The organism is Lutibacter sp. (assembly GCF_046055765.1).
In the GTDB taxonomy this organism is placed as follows: domain Bacteria; phylum Bacteroidota; class Bacteroidia; order Flavobacteriales; family Flavobacteriaceae; genus Lutibacter.
This window is the reverse complement of record NZ_JASFZF010000001.1, coordinates 23,530-43,680: the sequence shown is the minus strand read 5'-3', so window position 1 is coordinate 43,680 and position 20,151 is coordinate 23,530. Positions and strand designations below refer to the sequence as shown.

The window sequence follows — 20,151 nt, the reverse complement described above, 5'->3', positions numbered from 1 at the left end:
GAGCCCTAATTGATAAGACTCTTTTTTAAATATTATTAAAATTATTTATGATAATCCAGAAATAACACCATCATCATCTATTTCCATTTTTTCAGAAGCTGGTTTACCAGGTAAACCAGGCATACGCATCATTCTACCTAATATAGGAATTATAAATTCTGCTCCAGCCGCTATTTCAATTTCACGAACAGTAACAATAAAATCTTTTGGTCTTCCTACTAAAGTTTCATTATCTGAAAAAGATTTTTGGGTTTTTGCCATGCAAACCGCAAAATCATTAAAACCTAACCTTTCAATACGTTTTAAGTTTAATTTTGCTTTTTTATCATAATCCACTCCTGCAGCCCCATAAATTTCTTTTGCTATTTTTTCAATTTTAGTTTTAACTGGTTCATTCCAATTATAAATAGGAGTAAAATGTGTTTTATGAGATTCAACAATTGCTACAACAGCTTCTGCCAATTTTATAGTTCCTTTTCCTCCTTTTGCCCATCCATCTGAAACTACTGCCTGTACTCCTAATTCTTTACATGTATCAATAATGTAATTTATTTCTTCATAAGTATCATTTATAAAGGTATTTATTGCAACTACTGGTTCAATATTAAATTTTCTAACATTCTCTATATGTTTTTCCAAATTACAAAAGCCATCTTTTACAAACTGAATATTTGGAGTATTATATGCTTCTTTTGTTGCGCCTCCATGGTGACGTAAAGCTCTAATGGTTGCGACTAAAACTACTGCCTTAGGATTTAAATCTGCTGCAACACATTTAATATTTAGAAATTTTTCAGCACCTAAATCTGCACCAAAACCAGCTTCCGTAACCACATAATTAGATAATGTTAATCCCATTTTTGTAGCTATAATTGAATTTGTACCTTGCGCTATATTTGCGAATGGACCACCATGTATTATTGCAGGGTTTTCTTCTAAAGTCTGTACTAAGTTGGGTTTTATAGCATCTTTTAATAAAATTGCCATAGCATCTTGTGCTTTTAAATCACGAGCGAAAATTGGTTTTTTATCAAAAGTAAATCCTATAAAAATGTCACTTAATCGCCTTTTTAAGTCTGCAAAGTCAGTAGCCATACATAAAATTGCCATTACTTCAGAAGCTGGGGTAATATTAAAACCATCTTCCCTAGGAATTCCATTTGCGGTTCCTCCTAATCCTATTATTATATTACGCAATGAACGGTCGTTCATATCAATAACACGTTTCCACAATATAGTTCTTGGGTCTAGGTTAAAACTACAACATTTACTTTGCAAATTATTATCAATTAATGCAGACAACAAATTATTAGCTTTTTCAATAGCATTAAAATCTCCTGTAAAATGAAGATTTATATCTTCCATAGGTACAACTTGAGAATATCCTCCACCAGCAGCACCGCCTTTTATACCAAATACGGGCCCTAAAGAAGGTTCACGTAAAACTACCGTAGCTTGCTTACCTATTTTATTTAATCCTTCAGTCAAACCAATTGAAACTGTTGTTTTTCCCTCTCCTGCAGGCGTAGGGGTAATTGCTGTGACTAAAACTAAATTATTTTGTTTAATTTTTTCTTCATCAATCAACTCTAAAGGAAGTTTAGCTTTGTATTTGCCATACATTTCTAAATCATCTTCTTTAATGCCTAATTTAGCTGCAATATTTTTTATATGAATAAGTTCTTTTTCTTGTGCAATTTCTATATCAGATAAATGCTTCATTCTTCAAAAATTTAAGATGCAAATATAAGAAATTCAGATTTCAAATTTTGAATAATTTAATTCATGCTAACTTATAGGTATAAAAAGCTAAAAAAGTATTGTTTGTTCCTATTTGAAATTATATATTTGCACGTTTATTACAAATGAATTTTATATAAAAAAAATTAAGATGCAGAACAAAGGGCTTATAAAATTATTCGCTATTCTATTTGGATTAGTAAGTTTATATCAATTATCATTCACATGGTTTACAAATGGCGTTGAAAATAATGCAAAAGAATATGCTGAATTAAGATCCAACAATGGAAAAGAGATTGCTAAATTAGAACGAGTTTATTTAGACTCTATTGCAAACAAACCTGTTATTGATTTAGGTTTTTCTAAATTTAGTTACAATGATATTAAAGATAAAGAACTAAATTTAGGATTAGACCTTAAAGGAGGTATTAATGCTATTTTACAAGTTTCTGTAAAAGATATTTTAATTGGTTTATCTAACGATTCTAAAAACCCTATTTTTAATGAAGCTCTTGCAAAAGCAACTGTAGCTCAAAAAAATAGTGATAAAACATTTTTAACATTGTTTTATGATAACTTCGAAAAAGTAAGTGACGGAACAGTAAAACTAAGTGATCCAAGTATTTTTGGAAACAAATCTTTACGTGAAAAAATAAACTTTAAATTAACAGATGAAGAAGTAATGCCAATTATTGAAGCTGAAGTTACAGGTTCTGTAAATACCGCTTTTGAAGTATTACGTAGTCGTATTGATAAATTTGGAGTTACACAACCAAATATTCAAAGAATTGGAAATTCAGGTCGTATTTTAATTGAACTCCCTGGAGCAAAAGATATTGATCGTGTTAAAAAATTATTACAAAGTACTGCCGAATTACAATTTTGGGAAGTTTATTCAAATCAAGAAACAGCAAATTTCTTTTTCGCAGCAAATGCTGTTGTTGAAAATTTCTTAAAAGAAGAAACAAAAGTTGATACTACTACTATTGTAAAAGATGAATTAGATGATCTTTTAGGAGAAGTTTCTGATTCTTTAGCAACTAAAAAAGTTGCTAATTTATTTACAGTATTAACTCCAAGTGTCCCTCAATCTGAAAATCAAGTATCTTCTATTATTGCAACTGCGAAAGTTGCTGATACTTCTAAAGTAAATTCATATTTAGCAAGAAAAGATGTTCGAGCTGTATTATCTAACGATATGAAATATGCTAAATTTCTTTGGGATGCAAAACCTTTTAGTTCAAAAGTAGCTGCAACTGGAGAAAACGTTCAATTAATTTATTTATACGGAATAAAATCTAACCGTGAAGATGTTGCTCCAATTGAAGGTGATGTAATTGATGATGCTAGTCAGGAATATGGACAAACAGGGAAACCTGAAGTGAGTATGACAATGAATGCTACAGGATCTAGACAATGGGGTAAAATGACTACTGAAAATGTAGGGAAATTTGTAGCAGTTGTATTAGATGATTATGTGTATACCGCTCCTTCAGTAAATACTGCAATTACAACAGGTAGAACTTCTATTTCAGGTGGAAGTATGACCGTTGAAGAAGCACAGGATATTGCAAACGTATTAAAAGCCGGTAAATTACCTGCTGCGGCACATATCATACAATCTGAAGTTGTTGGACCATCCTTAGGACAAAAAGCTATTGATAGCAGTTTAAGTTCTTTTGCATTGGCATTACTGCTAGTTTTATTATGGATGATTTTCTATTATGGAAAAGCTGGTATATTTGCTGATGTTGCACTAGCAGTTAACCTATTATTTATTTTTGGAATTTTAACTGCCTTTGGTGCCGTATTAACTTTGCCAGGTATTGCAGGTATTATTTTAACAATAGGTATGTCTGTTGATGCGAACGTAATTATTTTTGAAAGAATTAAAGAAGAATTAGACAAAGGAAAAGGGCTAAAAGCTTCTATTAACCACGGTTTTAGTTTTAAAGGAGCTTTATCTGCAATTATTGATGCCAATATTACAACAATGCTAACTGGAGTAATATTATATGTTTTTGGTACAGGACCCGTAAAAGGATTTGCTTACACTTTAATGGTAGGTATTGTAACGTCTCTATTTACTGCTGTATTTATTACTCGTTTATTAATAGATTGGTACGCAGCAAAAGGAAAAGTATTTACTTTCAATACTAATATTACTAAAAATTGGTTCAAAAATGAAGGTATTGAATTCTTGAAAAATAGAAAAATTGCGTATGTAATTTCAGCTACTATTATACTTATTGGATTAGGTTCTTTATTTACAAATAATTTAAATTATGGTGTTGACTTTGTTGGAGGAAGATCTTATATCGTAAAATTTGAACAGCCTACAAATGCCTCTGATGTTGCTAGTACTTTAAAAGATGTTTTTGGAAGTGCTCCAGAAGTAAAAACGTATGGTAATGCAAGTCAGTTAAAAATAACTACAAAATATAAAATTGAAGAAGAAGGAAATCATGTTGATGATGAAGTTCAAGAATTATTGTACAACGGTTTATTAAAAAAATATCTACCAGAAACTTTAACTTTAGATGAGTTTAAACCTGGATATGAAGGTGAAAATAAAGTAGGTGTAATGAGTTCTATTAAAGTTGAGCCAACTATTGCCGATGATATTAAAACAGCAGCAGGTTGGGCAATATTAGGGTCTCTACTAGTTGTATTCTTATACATTTTATTAAGATTTAGAAAATGGCAATACAGTTTAGGAGCTGTTGTTGCAGTATTTCATGATGTGTTAATTGTATTAGCTTTATTCTCATTATTATATAAAATTTTACCATTTGACATGGAAATTGGACAGTCATTTATTGCAGCAATTCTAACGGTAGTTGGGTATTCATTGAATGATACCGTAGTGATTTTTGATAGAATTAGAGAATTTACTGGTATTCATACTTCTTGGAAATTTAATAATGTAGTTGATAAAGCTTTAAGTTCTACTTTAGGAAGAACTATTAATACTTCTTTAACTACTTTAGTCGTATTATTTGCAATCTTCTTATTTGGTGGAGATTCTATTAAAGGCTTTATGTTTGCATTAATTATTGGAGTTGTTGTAGGTACCTACTCATCGCTATTTATTGCATCACCTTTAATGTATGATACCGTTAAGAAATTAGAAAAGAAGAAAAAATAATTTAAGTTAAACTTAATACACCAAAAACCGTTTTGAGTTGTCAAAACGGTTTTTGTATTTCAAAATAAAAAATAAAGTCAAAATAAAAACTAAATTTGTATTTTGATTATTAAATTTGTAGAAAAGCAAACAATGAGTATTATAAAACTACACGACAAGTATTTTAAAACATACATTTCCGAAAAAAAAATTGCAAAAGCAATAAAACAATTAGTAAAACAAGTTTCTGGAGATTGTAAAGACGAAACTCCACTTTTTATAGGTATTTTAAATGGATCGTTTATGTTTGTAGCCGATTTTATTCGTGAATACAACTACAATTGTGAAGTTTCATTTGTTAAATTAGCTTCTTACCAAGGAACAAACTCCTCAGGAAAAATAAAACAACTTGTTGGTATTAATGAAAATTTAGAAGGTAGAACCGTAGTTATTTTAGAAGATATTATTGATACTGGGAATACGCTTCAAGAAATTTATGAAATATTCAAAGATAAAAAAGTAAAACAATTAAAAATTGCAACTTTATTTTTTAAACCAGATGTATTTAAAAAAGAATTACCTATAGATTATATTGGTATAGCTATTCCTGATAAATTTATTGTAGGTTATGGACTTGATTATGATGGCTTAGGGAGAAATCTTTCAAGTATCTATCAAATAACTCCAAAACCAACAATCAAAAATATACTTTTATTTGGTCCTCCAGGTGTTGGAAAAGGAACTCAGGCAGATTTACTGAAGGCAAAATACAACCTAACACATGTTTCTACAGGGGATGTTTTTAGATCTCATATGAAACGAGAAACTAAACTTGGAATATTAGCTAAATCATATATAGATAAAGGCAACTTAGTGCCAGACGATGTTACCATAAAAATGCTAAAAACTGTTGTAAATAAATTACCAGCTTCTAACGGAATTATTTTTGATGGATTTCCAAGAACTAAAGCACAAGCCATAGCCCTAGACGAACTATTAGAAGAAAAAGGAGAAACTATTGGAGGAATGCTTACAATTGAAGTGCCAACAAGTTTATTGATTGCTCGGTTATTAGAACGCGGTAAAACAAGTGGTAGATCTGATGATCAAGATGAAAATAAAATTTTAAATAGATTCAACGAATACTATACAAAAACCGAAATTTTAAAAGAATATTACCAAACCCAAAATAAATATTTTGGTATAGATGGTGTTGGCGAAATTAGTGAAATTACGAAGCGTTTAAGTGACGTTTTTAACAAACTATAAATAATGACTGAAGGAAATTTTGTAGATTATACTAAAGTATATGCTAGTTCTGGAAAAGGTGGCGGTGGATCTGTGCATTTGCACAGGGAAAAATACATTACCAAAGGAGGTCCAGATGGTGGTGATGGTGGTCGTGGAGGTCATATAATCTTAAAAGCTGATCCAAATTTATGGACGCTTTTTCATTTAAAATTCAATAAACACTTTAGAGCAGAACACGGTGGTCATGGAAGTAAATCAAGAAGTTCCGGAAAAGATGGTGAAGATGTTTATATAAGTGTGCCACTTGGTACAATTGTTAGAGATATAGAGACTCAGGAAATACTTTTCGAAATAACTACAGAAAATACTGAACAAATTTTGTTAGAAGGTGGAATGGGTGGTCTTGGAAATTGGAACTTTAGGTCATCTACAAATCAAACGCCACGGTATGCACAACCTGGTATAGATGGAAAAGAATCTTGGTTTCAATTAGAACTTAAATTATTAGCTGACGTTGGTCTAGTTGGTTTTCCAAATGCTGGAAAATCTACATTATTATCCGTGCTTACAGCTGCTAAACCAAAAATTGCAGACTATGCTTTTACAACTCTTAAACCAAATTTAGGAATTGTACAATACAGAGATTTTCAAACTTTTGTAATGGCTGATATCCCTGGTATTATTGAAGGAGCAGCAGAGGGTAAAGGTCTTGGCCATAGATTTTTAAGACATATAGAACGAAATTCAACGTTATTATTTTTAATTCCTGCAGATTCAGATAATATTGAAAAAGAATATGATATCTTATTAAACGAATTAAAACAGCATAATCCAGAATTATTAGATAAAAATAGACTCTTAGCTATTTCTAAATCGGATATGTTAGATGATGAGTTAAAAGAAGAAATTAAAAAAGAACTACCTAAAAATATAAAAATACTTTTTATTTCGTCGGTTGCCCAACAAGGGTTAGTAAAATTAAAAGATACTTTATGGCAAATGCTTAATGACTAATTAATTTTTTAAAATTATTGGTAATGTAAACTCTGTTGTTACAGGCATGTCCCTCTTTATAGCGGGTTTCAATGTTGGTAAATTTTGTAAACTTACTTTTAAAATACTATCAAATTCAGGTAGTTGCTCTTTTGTTTTATCTGAAATTAAAATTTCAGATAAACTTGTTCTACCCAAAACATTAACTTTTAACTTCACTAAAATAGTATCATTTACTATTTCTGTAGCATTTAATTGATATTCTTTTAAAGATGCGTAAATATGTTGTGCAATCTCAATTTGGAAGCAAATTTTCTGTTTTTCTCTTGATGGAATGTCTTTACAATTTGGAAATAATGGAAATGCATCAACTGTATTAAAATCAACAACTGTATCAATTACTTGTATTGATTCTCTTTCCCATTTATTTTCGAAATAAGTACACGATACAACTAGTAACGAATAAAATAACACTATAAATAATTTTTTAAACATAAATTTTAATTCCACAAGTGAAAATACAACATTTTATAATCAGGTTGAAATTTTGGTTAAAAAATTAAAAGCCTATAAACATAGTATTTATAGGCTTTTGTTTTTTTTTGGTTGTGTTATCGCAGAGAGGAAGGGATTCGAACCCTCGATACGTTGCCGTATACACACTTTCCAGGCGTGCGCCTTCGACCACTCGGCCACCTCTCTAAATTATTATTTATTGATTTAAATATAAATCTATTAAACCTTCTGGGGTTTCAACAATAATCTTAGTATTTTCTCTATCAACTTTTTTAATGAAATGGTCAATCATTGGAATAAAAATTTCTGTACCATTTGAATTTACTTCAAATAGCGGTTGAGCTGATGAATCATTAACGCCAGTAATTACACCCAGATAACCATAATTAACATCTTCAATATCAAAGTCTATTATTTCGTGAAAGTAAAATTTATTCCCTGTTAACTTCGGAAGAAATTTCAATGGTAAATAAACCTCAATACCTAAAATTGCATCAGCATCAGCTTCATTTTCAACATCTTCAAAACGAATACGAAGTTGATTTCCTTTTTGAAGTGAAATAGTTTCAATAAAAAAAGGAACCAGATTGTTACCTAAAGCAACAAATACTGATTCCAAATTTTGATATAATTCAGGTTCGTCAGTATCTAATTTGATTACTACCTCACCTCTAAAACTATGTTTTCTTACGATTTTGCCTAAATAAAAACAATCTTCTTTACGCATTTTCGTAACAATAAATTACTCTGTTTTTCCTTCTTCTGTTGCAGCAGCTTGTGCATCATCAATAGATTCAGGAGCAACTTCTTCAACTACATTTTCTGCAGCTTCAGCAGCAGCCTTTGCATCTGCAGCAACTTTTATTGCTTCATTCTCTGCTTCTTGAACAGCAGCTAAACGCTCTTCATTAATTTTAACTTCAGCAGCTAATACCTCCGCTTTAGCATCCTCCTTAGATTTTGTTAAACCATCTTTTTGGGCTGCTATTTTTGCGTCTTTTTCTGCTACCCAAGCTTGAAATTTTTCTTCAGCTTGCTCTTCAGTTAAAGCACCTTTAGCAACACCTCCTACTAAATGATTTTTTAGCATAGCTCCTTTATAAGATAAAATTGCTTTTGCAGTGTCTGTTGGTTGTGCTCCATTTTGCAACCATTTTACGGCACCATCAACATCTAAATCAATAGAAGCTGGATTAGTATTAGGATTATAAGTCCCAATTTTTTCTAAATACTTACCATCTCTCTTAGAGCGAGCATCTGCAGCTACTATCCAATAGAATGGTTTTCCTTTTTTACCGTGTCTTTGTAGTCTAATTTTTACTGACATTTGTTTTAAATTTTAAGGTACGAAACCTTGGTTATTAATTAAGTGCGCAAATATAGTGAGTTATTTCCATATAACATATAGTATTTTAGTATATTTTATTGAAGATGAAATATAAAGAAAGTAATTGTCATGTCCTGATAATCAAATAATTCACATCAAATATAAAGTTCTTTAAAACTTTGTATAATTTGTTAATAAAAAAGTACAGCTTAGGAATTGTAAAATCTATTAAATTCATACTTTTAAATTCTCATACTTTCACAAAATATTCTAATACATGTTTTTAATATTTGACACTGAAACCACTGGTTTACCAAAAAAATGGACTGCTCCAATTACAGATACTGATAATTGGCCTAGATGTGTTCAAATTGCTTGGCAGCTACACGATATGTATGGCGAATTAATTGAGCAACAAGATTATTTAATTAAACCTGACGGATTTAACATTCCTTATGATGCTGAACAAATACATGGAATTTCTACACAATTAGCTGAAGAAAAAGGAAAAAAACTAGGAGAAGTATTAGTGCTTTTTAATGAAGTTCTTTCAAAATCTAAATTTGTAGTTGGGCAAAATGTGAATTTCGACCTTAATATTATGGGTTGTGAATTTTACCGAAAAAGTGTTAATTCTACTTTAAATCAATTACCAGTTTTAGATACGTGTACTGAAAACACTGCGAGTTTATGTCAAATTTCTGGTGGTAGATATGGAAAATTTAAATTACCAACTTTAACAGAATTACATCAATATTTATTTAATACTCCTTTTGGTGAAGCTCACAATGCTACCGCCGATGTTGAAGCTACTACACGTTGTTTTTTAGAATTAATTCGCCGTAGAAATTATACAATAGAGCAACTCGATGCTCCAACTGATTATTTTCAAAATTTCGATGCTAAAAATCCAACAACTATTCATGTTATTGGTTTAAAACATTTAAATCTTAAAAAAGAAAGTGAAAAATTAAAAGAAATACTAGCTACAAAAGTTGAAATACCAACTTCCTCTTCAGAAATAATTGAAGAACTCCAAGAAGTTCAATTTTCACACTTACATTGTCATTCCCAATTTTCGGTATTACAATCTACTTCAAGCATCAAGAATCTTATCAATTCAGCTATCAAAAATAAAATGCCTGCCGTTGCATTAACTGATACTGGAAATATGATGGGTGCTTATTATTTTGTACAGGAAGCCATCTCATACAACGATTCTATCGATAAAAAATATGATGAGATTGAAAAACCAGAAATTGAAAAAATTAGAATACAAAAAATTGAAGAAGGTGTTATTGATAAAGACAACTCACAAGAGCTTGATTTAACTCAATTTTTAACAAATAGACAAACAAGAATCTATTTTAAACCAATTTTAGGGAGCGAATTTAATGTTTGTGAAGATCATACCGACCGCACACATAAAGACAATGGTTACCAAATAGTTATTCTAGCTAAAAATAAAAATGGCTATCATAATTTGGCCAAAATGTCATCACTATCACATACTGACGGATTTTATTACGTTCCAAGAATTGATAGAAGTGTTATTGAACAATACAAAGAAGATTTAATTGTCTTATCTGGAAATTTATACGGAGAAATACCTAGTAAAATACTAAATATTGGAGAAAAACAAGCCGAAGAAGCTTTGCTATGGTGGAAAGAGCAATTTGGAGAAGATTTTTATTTGGAGGTTATGCGTCATCAGCAAGAAAATGAAAATCATGTAAATGATGTTCTTATTCAATTTTCTAAAAAACATCATGTAAAACTTGTTGCCACCAATAATACTTTTTACACTTCCAAAGATGAAGCAGAAGCACATGATATTTTATTATGTGTAAAAGACGGTGAAAAAATAGCAACACCCAAAGGAAGAGGAAGAGGTTTTAGATACGGCTTACCAAATAACGAGTATTATTTTAAGTCGCAAGAACAAATGAAAAGTTTGTTCGCTAATTTACCAAATGCCATTTCAAATATTCAGGAAATAGTTGATAAAGTAGAAATTTACACCTTAAAAAGAGATGTATTATTACCCAAATTTGATATTCCTCAACAATTTATTAATCCACAAGATGAAATAGATGGAGGTGTAAGAGGTGAAAATGACTACCTAAAATATTTAACTTTTGAAGGAGCAAAAAAAAGGTATGGTGATGTATTGGATAAGGACACTAAAGAACGATTAGATTTTGAATTATCTATTATTAAAATGACTGGTTATCCAGGTTATTTTTTAATTGTTTGGGATTTTATCTTAGAAGCTCGAAAAATGGGAGTTTCCGTTGGGCCAGGACGTGGTTCAGCAGCAGGATCAGCAGTTGCTTATTGTTTATGGATTACCAATATTGATCCTATTAAATACGACTTACTTTTTGAACGTTTCTTAAATCCAGACCGTGTTTCCTTACCCGATATTGATATTGATTTTGATGATGAAGGGCGCCAAAAAGTAATCAATTTTGTAATTGAAAAATACGGTGCAAGTCAGGTTGCTCAAATTATTACGTACGGTACAATGGCCGCAAAATCTTCTATTAGAGATACTGCACGCGCATTAGATTTACCTTTACCTGATGCCGATAGAATAGCCAAACTTATCCCCCTAATTAAGCTACAACATATTTTTGGTGATGATGATAAGAGCAAAAGTAAAGTAAAAGCCTTAAGAGCTGAAGAATTTGATAATATTAGTGAATTAAGAACTATTGCTGAAGGGGACGATTTAGAAGCAATCACAATTAAACAGGCACTTGCTTTAGAAGGCTCTGTAAGGAATACAGGAACTCACGCTTGTGGAGTGATAATTACTCCTGAAAAAATCACCAATTTAGTTCCTGTTGCTACTGCAAAAGATAGCGACATGTATGTTACGCAATTCGACAATAATGTTGTTGAAAGTGCTGGGTTACTAAAAATGGATTTTTTAGGATTAAAAACGTTAACCCTAATTAAAGATGCCGTAAAAATTATTAAAGCAAAGTATGGCATTGAATTAATTCCTGATGATTTTCCTTTAGACGACCCAAAAACTTACGAACTTTTTCAAAAGGGAGAAACAGTGGGAGTCTTTCAATATGAATCTCCTGGTATGCAAAAGCATATGAAAGCTTTAAAACCAACTGAGTTTGCCGATTTAATTGCTATGAACGCCTTGTATCGTCCAGGTCCAATGGAATATATTCCTTTGTTTATTATGCGTAAACATGGGGAAGAAGAAATTGAATACGATTTACCAGAAATGGAAGAGTATTTAAAAGAAACCTACGGCGTTACAGTTTATCAAGAGCAGGTAATGTTACTTTCTCAAAAAATAGCAGGTTTTACAAAAGGTGAAGCCGATAAACTACGTAAAGCCATGGGAAAGAAAATTTTCTCGATGTTGGTGGAGCTAAAACCAAAGTTTATTGAAGGTGGAAAAGCAAATAATCATCCCGAAGAAATTTTAGAGAAAATTTGGAAAGATTGGGAAGCTTTTGCCGCTTATGCATTTAACAAATCTCACTCTACTTGCTACGCTTATATTGCCTATCAAACTGCCTATTTAAAAGCGCATTATCCAGCAGAATATATGGCATCTGTTTTGTCTAATAATATGAACGACATTAAGCAAGTTTCTTTCTTTATGGAAGAATGTAAACGTGCAGAAATTCCTGTATTAGGGCCTGACATTAATGAATCTTATTTGAAGTTTGCTGTAAATAAAGAAGGTGCTATTCGTTTTGGAATGGGAGCAATTAAAGGTGTTGGTGGTGCAGCAGTAGATGCAATTGTAAAAGAACGAAAAGAAAATGGAAACTATACTTCAATTTTCGACATTACTAAACGGGTAGATTTACGCGCATGCAATAAAAGAGCTTTTGATGGCTTAGTAATGGCTGGAGGATTAGATTCTTTTAAAAATGTACACCGAGCACAATATTATCAATTAGATGAGAAAGGTGCTACATTTATTGAAAAAGCAATTCGTTACGGAAATAAATTTCAAGAAAATAAGAACTCTGCACAAATTTCTATGTTTGGAGAAACTTCTGAAATTCAATTTCCTGAACCTGAAATACCATCTGCTGAAAAGTGGGGAATGATGGAAGAATTATCGAAAGAAAAAGAGTTAGTTGGAATTTATATTTCCGGTCACCCTTTAGATGATTTTAAAAATGAAATAAAATATTTTAGCAATACGAATGTTTCTGTATTTAAAGAAGATTTAAATAAGTACACCGGTACAAACTTTTCTTTTGCAGGAATTTTATCTGATGTACAACACAGAACATCGCAAAACGGAAATAAATGGGCTTCATTTTTTATTGTAGATTATAATGATAGTCACGAATTTCGAATTTTTAAAGACACTTATTTAAAATTTAAACCTTTTTTAATTGACAATGAATTTCGTCAATTTAAAGTAAATATTTCTGCTGGGTGGAGAAATAAAGATGGAAAAATAGGAGAACCTCGTATTAATTTTACGGATATTCAAATTTTACAAGATGTACTTGAAAAGCAATCTAAAAAAATTACACTTCAATTAGATATTAAAAAAATAAATAAAGCTAGTATTGAAAATTTAGACAAACTTTTAAAAGAAAATGAAGGGAATGTACCATTAAATCTTTTGGTGTATGATTTAACCGAAAAAATGAAATTAAACATGCATAGCAGATCGGTAAAAGTAAAAATTAATAATGATTTTCTAAAAATATTAGAAAACCAAGAAATTAAATTTAAGCTGAATTAAATAAACCCGTTGTGCATTATAAATTATTATTTTGAACTCAACGTCAGATTGAGTGATTTTTGATAAAAAATTGTATCGAGAAGTACTCTTTATCATAAAATTTCTATTCTCGATACTAATTTCAACCCCTATCAGGGCTAAAATTCACTCGAATTGACGAAATTTATAATAATGCACAACGGGTTAAATAAACTAATTTTAACTCGTAAGCTCTCTAAATAAACTTTCTAAATTTTTGTTTTTCGTAGTTAAACTTAAAATTTTGAGTCCGTTTTCTTGAGCAAAATCAAAAACTACAGAGCGCATATCTTTTTTAGTATTAAAAGTTAAATCCCACGTAGTGTCATGGATATTATCAGCAAATTTTAAATGTTCAATCGCAGAAATAAATTGTTTTTCAACTTGAAGATCAAACTCTACTTCAATTAGTTGTTCTTGACCCGTTTTAAGTTCATTCAATTTTTTATCAGCAATTAATTCTCCTTTATTTATTAAAATTACACGATCACAAATTGCCTCTACCTCTTGCATAATATGAGTGGAGAATAGCACCGTTTTATCTTTCCCTACTTCTTTTATTAAATTTCTAATTTCAACCAATTGATTTGGATCTAAACCCGTAGTTGGCTCATCTAAAATTAATACTTCAGGATTGTGCAATAAAGCCGAAGCCAAACCCACACGCTGTTTATACCCTTTTGAGAGTTGGTTAATTTTTTTATGTGCTTCAGGAGTTAAACCTACTTTAGTTATAATTTCAGCAACTTTTGTTTTAGAGATTTTATGAATAGCTGCATTAAACAATAAATATTCCTTTACATACATCTCTAAATACAACGGATTGTTTTCTGGCAAATAACCAATACCTTTTTGCGCTTCAATTGTATGAGTACTTATATCAAAATTATTAATCAAAGCAATACCTACAGTAGGTTTTATGTACCCTGTAAGTATTTTCATTAGGGTAGATTTTCCAGCACCATTAGGGCCTAAAAATCCAACAATTTCACCTTTTTTTATAGAAAAACTAATAGCATTTAATACTTTTTGTTCTCCAAACACTTTGGAAATATTTTTAACTTCAATAGACATTTAACAAAAATACATTTTAATTACAATTTACCTTTCATAAATAACGTTGTATCCTAAATATATTTTTTAGACCTTTGATGAAATTTTTAAATGGGTTGTTTTAGAGTTATTTTATGTGTTATTTTCCCTCCTTTAGCTGTTATTGACAAAGGCTGTGGATCTATAGTAATTGTATTTATTTTAACTTGCCTAGGCTGGATTCCTGGTGTAATTGCAGCTTTAATTATTAATAACAACCCTAAAAACTAATGCAAAAAGTTAAACTAGAAGAGTTAGGCTTAAAAGATTATAACGAAACTTGGGAATATCAAGAAAAACTTTTTAAAAGTGTAGTTGATATAAAAATTAACAATCGAAAAAATAATTTAACGACTCCTACTCCAAATTATTTTCTATTTGTAGAACATCCACACGTATATACTTTAGGGAAAAATGGTGATTTAAGTAATTTATTACTTAATGAAGCTCAATTAAAAGCCAAAGGAGCTACATTTTATAAAATTAATAGAGGTGGTGATATTACATATCACGGTCCTGGTCAAATTGTGGGTTACCCAATTTTAGATTTAGGTAATTTTTTTACAGATATTCACAAATACTTACGATTTTTAGAAGAAGTTATTATTAAAACATTGGGTGATTATGGCATCAAATCTGAACGTAGTGAAGGTGAAACAGGAGTTTGGCTAGATGTAGGAACTCCTTTTGCTCGTAAAATTTGTGCGTTGGGTGTTAGAGCTAGTAGATGGGTAACCATGCACGGGTTTGCATTAAATGTAAATACCAATTTAGGCTATTTTGATCATATTATTCCATGTGGAATTAAAGGTAAAGCCGTTACTTCCTTAGAAGTTGAATTGGGAAGGAAAGTTCCTTTAGATGATGTAAAAGATAAAATTTTAAAAAATTTCTCAATACTTTTTGAAGTTGTATTTGTTGATGAAAAAATTGGTTAATGTCTATTGTTTTATACTTAGAATATTATTCCAGTGAAGGTGAAAATCTATGAAAGTGTTCAATTCTTCTTTTGCATGAATGACAAAACAAAATTAACAACAACTTTAACTTTAGTGTAAACTAATTTTCTTCGTTAAAATAGACTTTATAAAATTTCATTTTTTTCTCTTCATCATACCCTTTTTCTAAGTATTCGCTCGCAGCATCTGGAGCATCAATATCTAATTTAATTTGAATATTGGTATCTAGTTTTATTTCTGTTTTTATTTTTTGCTTTTGCTTTTTCAACACAATATCAGATACTGCAAATTGGTTTCTAACCAATACATCGTTTACCGCTTCAAATTTTTTTTTATAATCGTCAAATAAGGTTTTACGCTCTTCATTATCTTCAAAAATATCTTCCTTAAAATCGTTGATGTTAATTGATTCATTTTCTTTAAAGAAGTCAACTGTTTTAGCTAAAAATTTGCTTTTTTCGTGAATTCCAAAGTCTTCTTTAATTACTTCTTCGGAAAAGTCTTTGCACATTTCAATGTAATTTTGAGTATGCTGATTGTTATCATCGGCATATTTTACATTTAAAAAATTATTTAACCAATATTGCGCATCATAATTATTAGTATCTACACTTAAAACTACTTTACCTTCAGCATCTGTTGAATTAATAATTAAACAACCTTTATCCAATTTTTTGGTACTAATCCCCTTTTGAACAAACACATCTAAACTGTCTTTTTCCATAAATGTTTGAAAGAAATTAATTTTATTTTCAATTTTAAAAATCCCAATAGCTTGGGTCATAACTTCTTTATATTCAATATCTTCAAACAAGGCAATTATAACATCTCCAATTTTAATTTGCGCCGAATTTGATTGTTCAAATAAATGATTTACAATGTGTTTAGAAATTTCTACAAAAGTAGATTCATCTTTAAAAATTTCAGAAGAATAATTATTAAGTTCGTTTAACTCAATATTTGCATGATGATTAAAACGAAAACTTTCACTTACATTTCCAAAAGGTTTTAGTAAAAAAGGTTTCATCAATTCGTAACTTTCTTCATCAAAAGTAATGGTGTTTTCAGAAAAAATATTAGTAGCACTGTTAAACTTGTTTCCTACTTTATGAATTATAAACTTTGAAATGGTTGCTCGGTTTCTTTTTATCATCAGTTACATTTTTACGAACGCAAATGTATCATTTTTACGATGATTTTTTCAAAAATTACAACGCTAATTTTAACTGCTCTGGCAATAATCTAAAAGATTTCCTATGGTATTTAGTTGCACCAAAAGCTCTAATTGCATCTCTGTGTTGTTTGGTTGGATATCCTTTATTTTTTTTCCAAAAATACTGAGGAAACTCTGCATCTAATTTCAACATAAAATCATCTCTATGTGTTTTTGCCAATACTGAAGCGGCTGCAATACTCATAAATTTAGCATCGCCTTTAACAATAGTTGTGTGTGGAATATTTGGGTATGGATTAAATTTATTACCATCAACAATAATATGCTCAGGTGTAATTTTAAGTTTTTCAATAGCTTTATGCATGGCTAAAATAGATGCCTGCAATATATTTATTTTATCAATTTTAGCTTCAAAAATATACGAAACACCAAATGCCAACGCATATTTCTCAATAAATGGTCGTAATTCTTCACGTTGTTTTTCAGATAACTGTTTTGAATCGTTTAATAAAGGGTGCTTAAAATTAGCAGGTAAAATAACAGCTGCAGCAACTACAGGACCAGACAAACAGCCTCTCCCCGCTTCATCTGTACCCGCTTCAATACTGTTTTTTAAAAATTGTTTTTTAAGTCCCATAATGCACAAATTTAATGTAAATTATTAAATATTATTAATTTTAAAATTCCCGCTTCTCTTTTTTACTGTACTCTTTTTGATATAATTTATTCTTTCGTAAATTTTTTATTCGAGCATAAAATAAAGTCTATTTCAATTCGTTCAAATATTTTACCTTTGCAACTTAATATTTTTTATGAAACAACTATTATTTGTAGTATTCTTAACAATTTTTATTTTTGATGCATCTGCACAAAGAGAGCAATTAGTGAGATCAAAAAAACAACTTTTTCAAAATGATACCACTTCATTTAACGAACAAGTTGAAATTAAGCTTGATGGACTCACAAAATATACGGACTATAAAATAATATCAATCCATAACGATACTACAGTAGTTGATACTACTTTAACTTTACAAAAGGACTTTAAATTTAATTATTTAAGAAAAGATAATTTTGAGTTATTACCATTTCATAATCAAGGGCAGACTTATAATAAATTAGGTTATGATTTTGAACATAATTCATTGTTACCAACCATAGGTGCAAACGCAAAACAGTTTAATTATTTCAAAACTGAAGACATCTCATATTATGAAGTTCCAACACCAACTTCTGAAATTATGTATAAAACGGGTTTAGAACAAGGACAGGTTTTAGATGCTTTTTTAACTATGAATACTTCACGACAATTCAATTTTTCTATTGCTTATAAAGGATTACGATCTCTTGGAAAATATAGATATTCGTTGGCAAGTCACGGAAATTTTAGAGCTACTTTTAATTATCATTCAAAAAATAAAAAATACTTTGCCAGAGGTCATTTTTCATCATTTGATTTACTAAATAATGAAAATGGTGGTTTAACTCCCGAATCTATTGCATATTTTGAAATTAATGACCCCAATTATACCGATAGAGCAAGGTTGGATGTGAATTTTACGGATGCAGAAAATTTATTAGAAGGAAAGCGTTATTATTTTGAACAGGAAATAACTTTATTTTCCAAAAAAAATAAAATTGAGGAGCATAACTTAACTATCTCAACTAAGCTGAAAAAATATAACGCTGTACAAAAACAAATTGATGCCTTAAAAAACAGGGGTAGTTCTAATTCCAGAAATCAAAAAGGAAAATCTTTAATTAAAGGTGCTCATTTAACAAAAAAATCACCCATTAAAGAAATAAATAATATTAATAAAACGAACAAAGTTTCAGTTAATCAACTTATTGAAGTTGATTCATTAACAATGAAAACAATTTCAAGCATTAAGAACGTTATTGTTAAAAACGATTCAATTTCTCAAAAAAATACACAAGAAACTGATTCTTTAACTCTAAAAAAGATTTTGAAAAATAATGATTCTATTGTTAAACTTGATTCTGCCGCAATTGAAAGATTAAAAAAAATAGATTCTTTAGAAGTTATTGCTACTAAAATTAAAACCGATTCTTCTCAATTAATTACTCTTCATAAAAGTTCTTATTTCAATGCAAAATTTGGACATCATTTCATGTATGAGACCAAACATTATAGATTTAAACAAGCAAGTGCGAACGATATTTTTGGAGATGCTTTTGAATCGAGTATTGTTGATCATACCTCTTATCAAAAATTAGATAACCAGTTTTATGTACAATTAAACTCTCCATATACTGGCAGTTTGAAAGCTACAGTTAATTATTACAACTATAATTACCATTACAACAGTATTTTATTTTATGATTCTCAAACCATTGCTGATAAAATAAAAGGAAATGCCATTGCTGTTGGTGGAGAATGGAAAACACAGTTTGGTAACGTATCTTTAAATGCTGATGCCTCTTCAATAATTATTGGTGATATTACAGGAAGCTCCTTAAAAGCTTCTGCAATGATTAAAAAAGATAGCGTCTATAGTTTTAAAGGATTTGCCGAATTTACGTCTAAAACTCCCGATTTTAATAAATTGTTATACCAAAGTGATTATTTAAATTACAATTGGCAAACAAATTTTACCAATGAAGAAATTTCGACTATTGGTGTAGAATTTACAGCCACTAAATGGGGGAATTTAAAGGCTAGTTATCATTTAATTGACAATTATACTTATTTCAATGAAAATTCTAAACCTACACAAGCAACTGAAACTTTAAACTATATAAAAGTAAAAGCTAGCAAAGCTTTTACTTATAAAAAATTTACATTAGACAATACAGTAATGTATCAAAATGTTTCTAAAGGTGAAGCATTTTTTAGAGTTCCTGAAGTAGTTACAAGAAATACTTTCTATTATTCTAGTTATGTTTTTAAAGGGAAACCAATGTATTTACAAACGGGTGTAACTTTTAAATATTTTACTTCATTTAAAGCAAATGCATACAATCCGTTATTAAGTGAATTTACAATTCAAAACAACACTGAAATAGGGAATTTTCCAGTTATTGATTTCTTTGCAAATGCACAAATAAGAAGAACTCGTATATTTTTAAAAGTAGAAAACTTAAATGCAAGTTTTACGGGTAGAACTTACTATTCTGCACCTAATTATCCTTACAGAGATTTAACCGTTCGTTTTGGAATAGTTTGGAATTGGTTTATTTAAGATA

General features: G+C 29.8%; 14 protein-coding genes and 1 tRNA gene. 7 read left to right on the top strand and 8 right to left on the bottom strand.

Annotation, left to right across the window (positions count from 1 at the left end):
• Window positions 1-45 precede the first annotated feature (45 nt).
• Window positions 46-1,722 (bottom strand): formate--tetrahydrofolate ligase, encoded by a 1,677-nt coding sequence (locus QM495_RS00170; RefSeq protein WP_408670080.1) that lies wholly within the window; start codon window positions 1,720-1,722, stop codon window positions 46-48.
• A 169-nt stretch (window positions 1,723-1,891) separates the two neighbouring features.
• On the opposite strand from QM495_RS00170, the gene secDF reads away from it, so the two are divergent.
• The 3 genes from secDF to obgE all read left to right on the top strand — a co-directional run bounded on the left by secDF (window position 1,892) and on the right by obgE (window position 7,132).
• Window positions 1,892-4,888, top strand: coding sequence for a protein translocase subunit SecDF (secDF, locus tag QM495_RS00165; protein ID WP_408670079.1), 2,997 nt, complete (start codon window positions 1,892-1,894; stop codon window positions 4,886-4,888).
• Window positions 4,889-5,020: 132 nt separating this feature from the next.
• The gene (locus tag QM495_RS00160) at window positions 5,021-6,136 is read left to right on the top strand and encodes an adenylate kinase (RefSeq protein ID WP_408670078.1); all 1,116 of its coding nucleotides are present in this window, start codon (window positions 5,021-5,023) and stop codon (window positions 6,134-6,136) included.
• Window positions 6,137-6,139: 3 nt separating this feature from the next.
• Window positions 6,140-7,132 carry a GTPase ObgE gene (obgE, locus tag QM495_RS00155; RefSeq protein ID WP_408670077.1) on the top strand — a complete coding sequence of 331 codons (993 nt, stop codon included), beginning with the start codon at window positions 6,140-6,142 and terminating at the stop codon, window positions 7,130-7,132.
• Here the strand turns inward: obgE and QM495_RS00150 are convergent, their stop codons facing one another.
• The 4 genes from QM495_RS00150 to QM495_RS00135 all read right to left on the bottom strand — a co-directional run bounded on the left by QM495_RS00150 (window position 7,133) and on the right by QM495_RS00135 (window position 8,954).
• Window positions 7,133-7,606: a hypothetical protein gene (locus QM495_RS00150; RefSeq protein ID WP_408670076.1), complete on the bottom strand. Its 474-nt coding sequence runs from the start codon at window positions 7,604-7,606 to the stop codon at window positions 7,133-7,135. It abuts the gene before it with no gap.
• A gap of 122 nt (window positions 7,607-7,728) precedes the next feature.
• Window positions 7,729-7,813: transfer RNA gene (locus tag QM495_RS00145), tRNA-Ser, on the bottom strand.
• A 10-nt stretch (window positions 7,814-7,823) separates the two neighbouring features.
• Entirely contained in the window at window positions 7,824-8,354 is a 531-nt protein-coding gene (rimM, locus tag QM495_RS00140) for a ribosome maturation factor RimM (RefSeq protein ID WP_408670075.1), read from the bottom strand.
• Between the two features lie 15 nt (window positions 8,355-8,369).
• The gene (locus tag QM495_RS00135; RefSeq protein ID WP_408670074.1) at window positions 8,370-8,954 is read right to left on the bottom strand and encodes a 30S ribosomal protein S16; all 585 of its coding nucleotides are present in this window, start codon (window positions 8,952-8,954) and stop codon (window positions 8,370-8,372) included.
• A gap of 277 nt (window positions 8,955-9,231) precedes the next feature.
• On the opposite strand from QM495_RS00135, the gene dnaE reads away from it, so the two are divergent.
• Window positions 9,232-13,701, top strand: coding sequence for a DNA polymerase III subunit alpha (dnaE, locus tag QM495_RS00130; protein WP_408670073.1), 4,470 nt, complete (start codon window positions 9,232-9,234; stop codon window positions 13,699-13,701).
• 198 nt (window positions 13,702-13,899) lie between these two features.
• Here dnaE and gldA read toward each other — a convergent pair whose 3' ends face one another.
• A complete protein-coding gene (gene gldA, locus QM495_RS00125) occupies window positions 13,900-14,793 on the bottom strand; it encodes a gliding motility-associated ABC transporter ATP-binding subunit GldA (protein WP_408670072.1) in 894 nt (297 codons plus the stop codon).
• 90 nt (window positions 14,794-14,883) lie between these two features.
• Between gldA and QM495_RS00120 the strand changes: the two genes are divergently transcribed.
• Both QM495_RS00120 and lipB read left to right on the top strand, forming a co-directional pair.
• Window positions 14,884-15,042, top strand: a complete 159-nt coding sequence (locus QM495_RS00120; RefSeq protein WP_408670071.1) for a YqaE/Pmp3 family membrane protein — start codon at window positions 14,884-14,886, stop codon at window positions 15,040-15,042.
• Window positions 15,042-15,749: a lipoyl(octanoyl) transferase LipB gene (lipB, locus tag QM495_RS00115; RefSeq protein ID WP_408670070.1), complete on the top strand. Its 708-nt coding sequence runs from the start codon at window positions 15,042-15,044 to the stop codon at window positions 15,747-15,749. Before QM495_RS00120 ends, lipB begins: the two co-directional genes overlap by 1 nt.
• A 121-nt stretch (window positions 15,750-15,870) precedes the next feature.
• Here the strand turns inward: lipB and QM495_RS00110 are convergent, their stop codons facing one another.
• Window positions 15,871-16,923 (bottom strand): nucleoid-associated protein, encoded by a 1,053-nt coding sequence (locus QM495_RS00110; protein ID WP_408670069.1) that lies wholly within the window; start codon window positions 16,921-16,923, stop codon window positions 15,871-15,873.
• 55 nt (window positions 16,924-16,978) lie between these two features.
• Window positions 16,979-17,581, bottom strand: coding sequence for a ribonuclease HII (locus QM495_RS00105; protein WP_408670068.1), 603 nt, complete (start codon window positions 17,579-17,581; stop codon window positions 16,979-16,981).
• 175 nt (window positions 17,582-17,756) lie between these two features.
• On the opposite strand from QM495_RS00105, the gene QM495_RS00100 reads away from it, so the two are divergent.
• Window positions 17,757-20,147, top strand: coding sequence for a putative porin (locus tag QM495_RS00100; protein ID WP_408670067.1), 2,391 nt, complete (start codon window positions 17,757-17,759; stop codon window positions 20,145-20,147).
• Window positions 20,148-20,151: the final 4 nt, after the last annotated feature.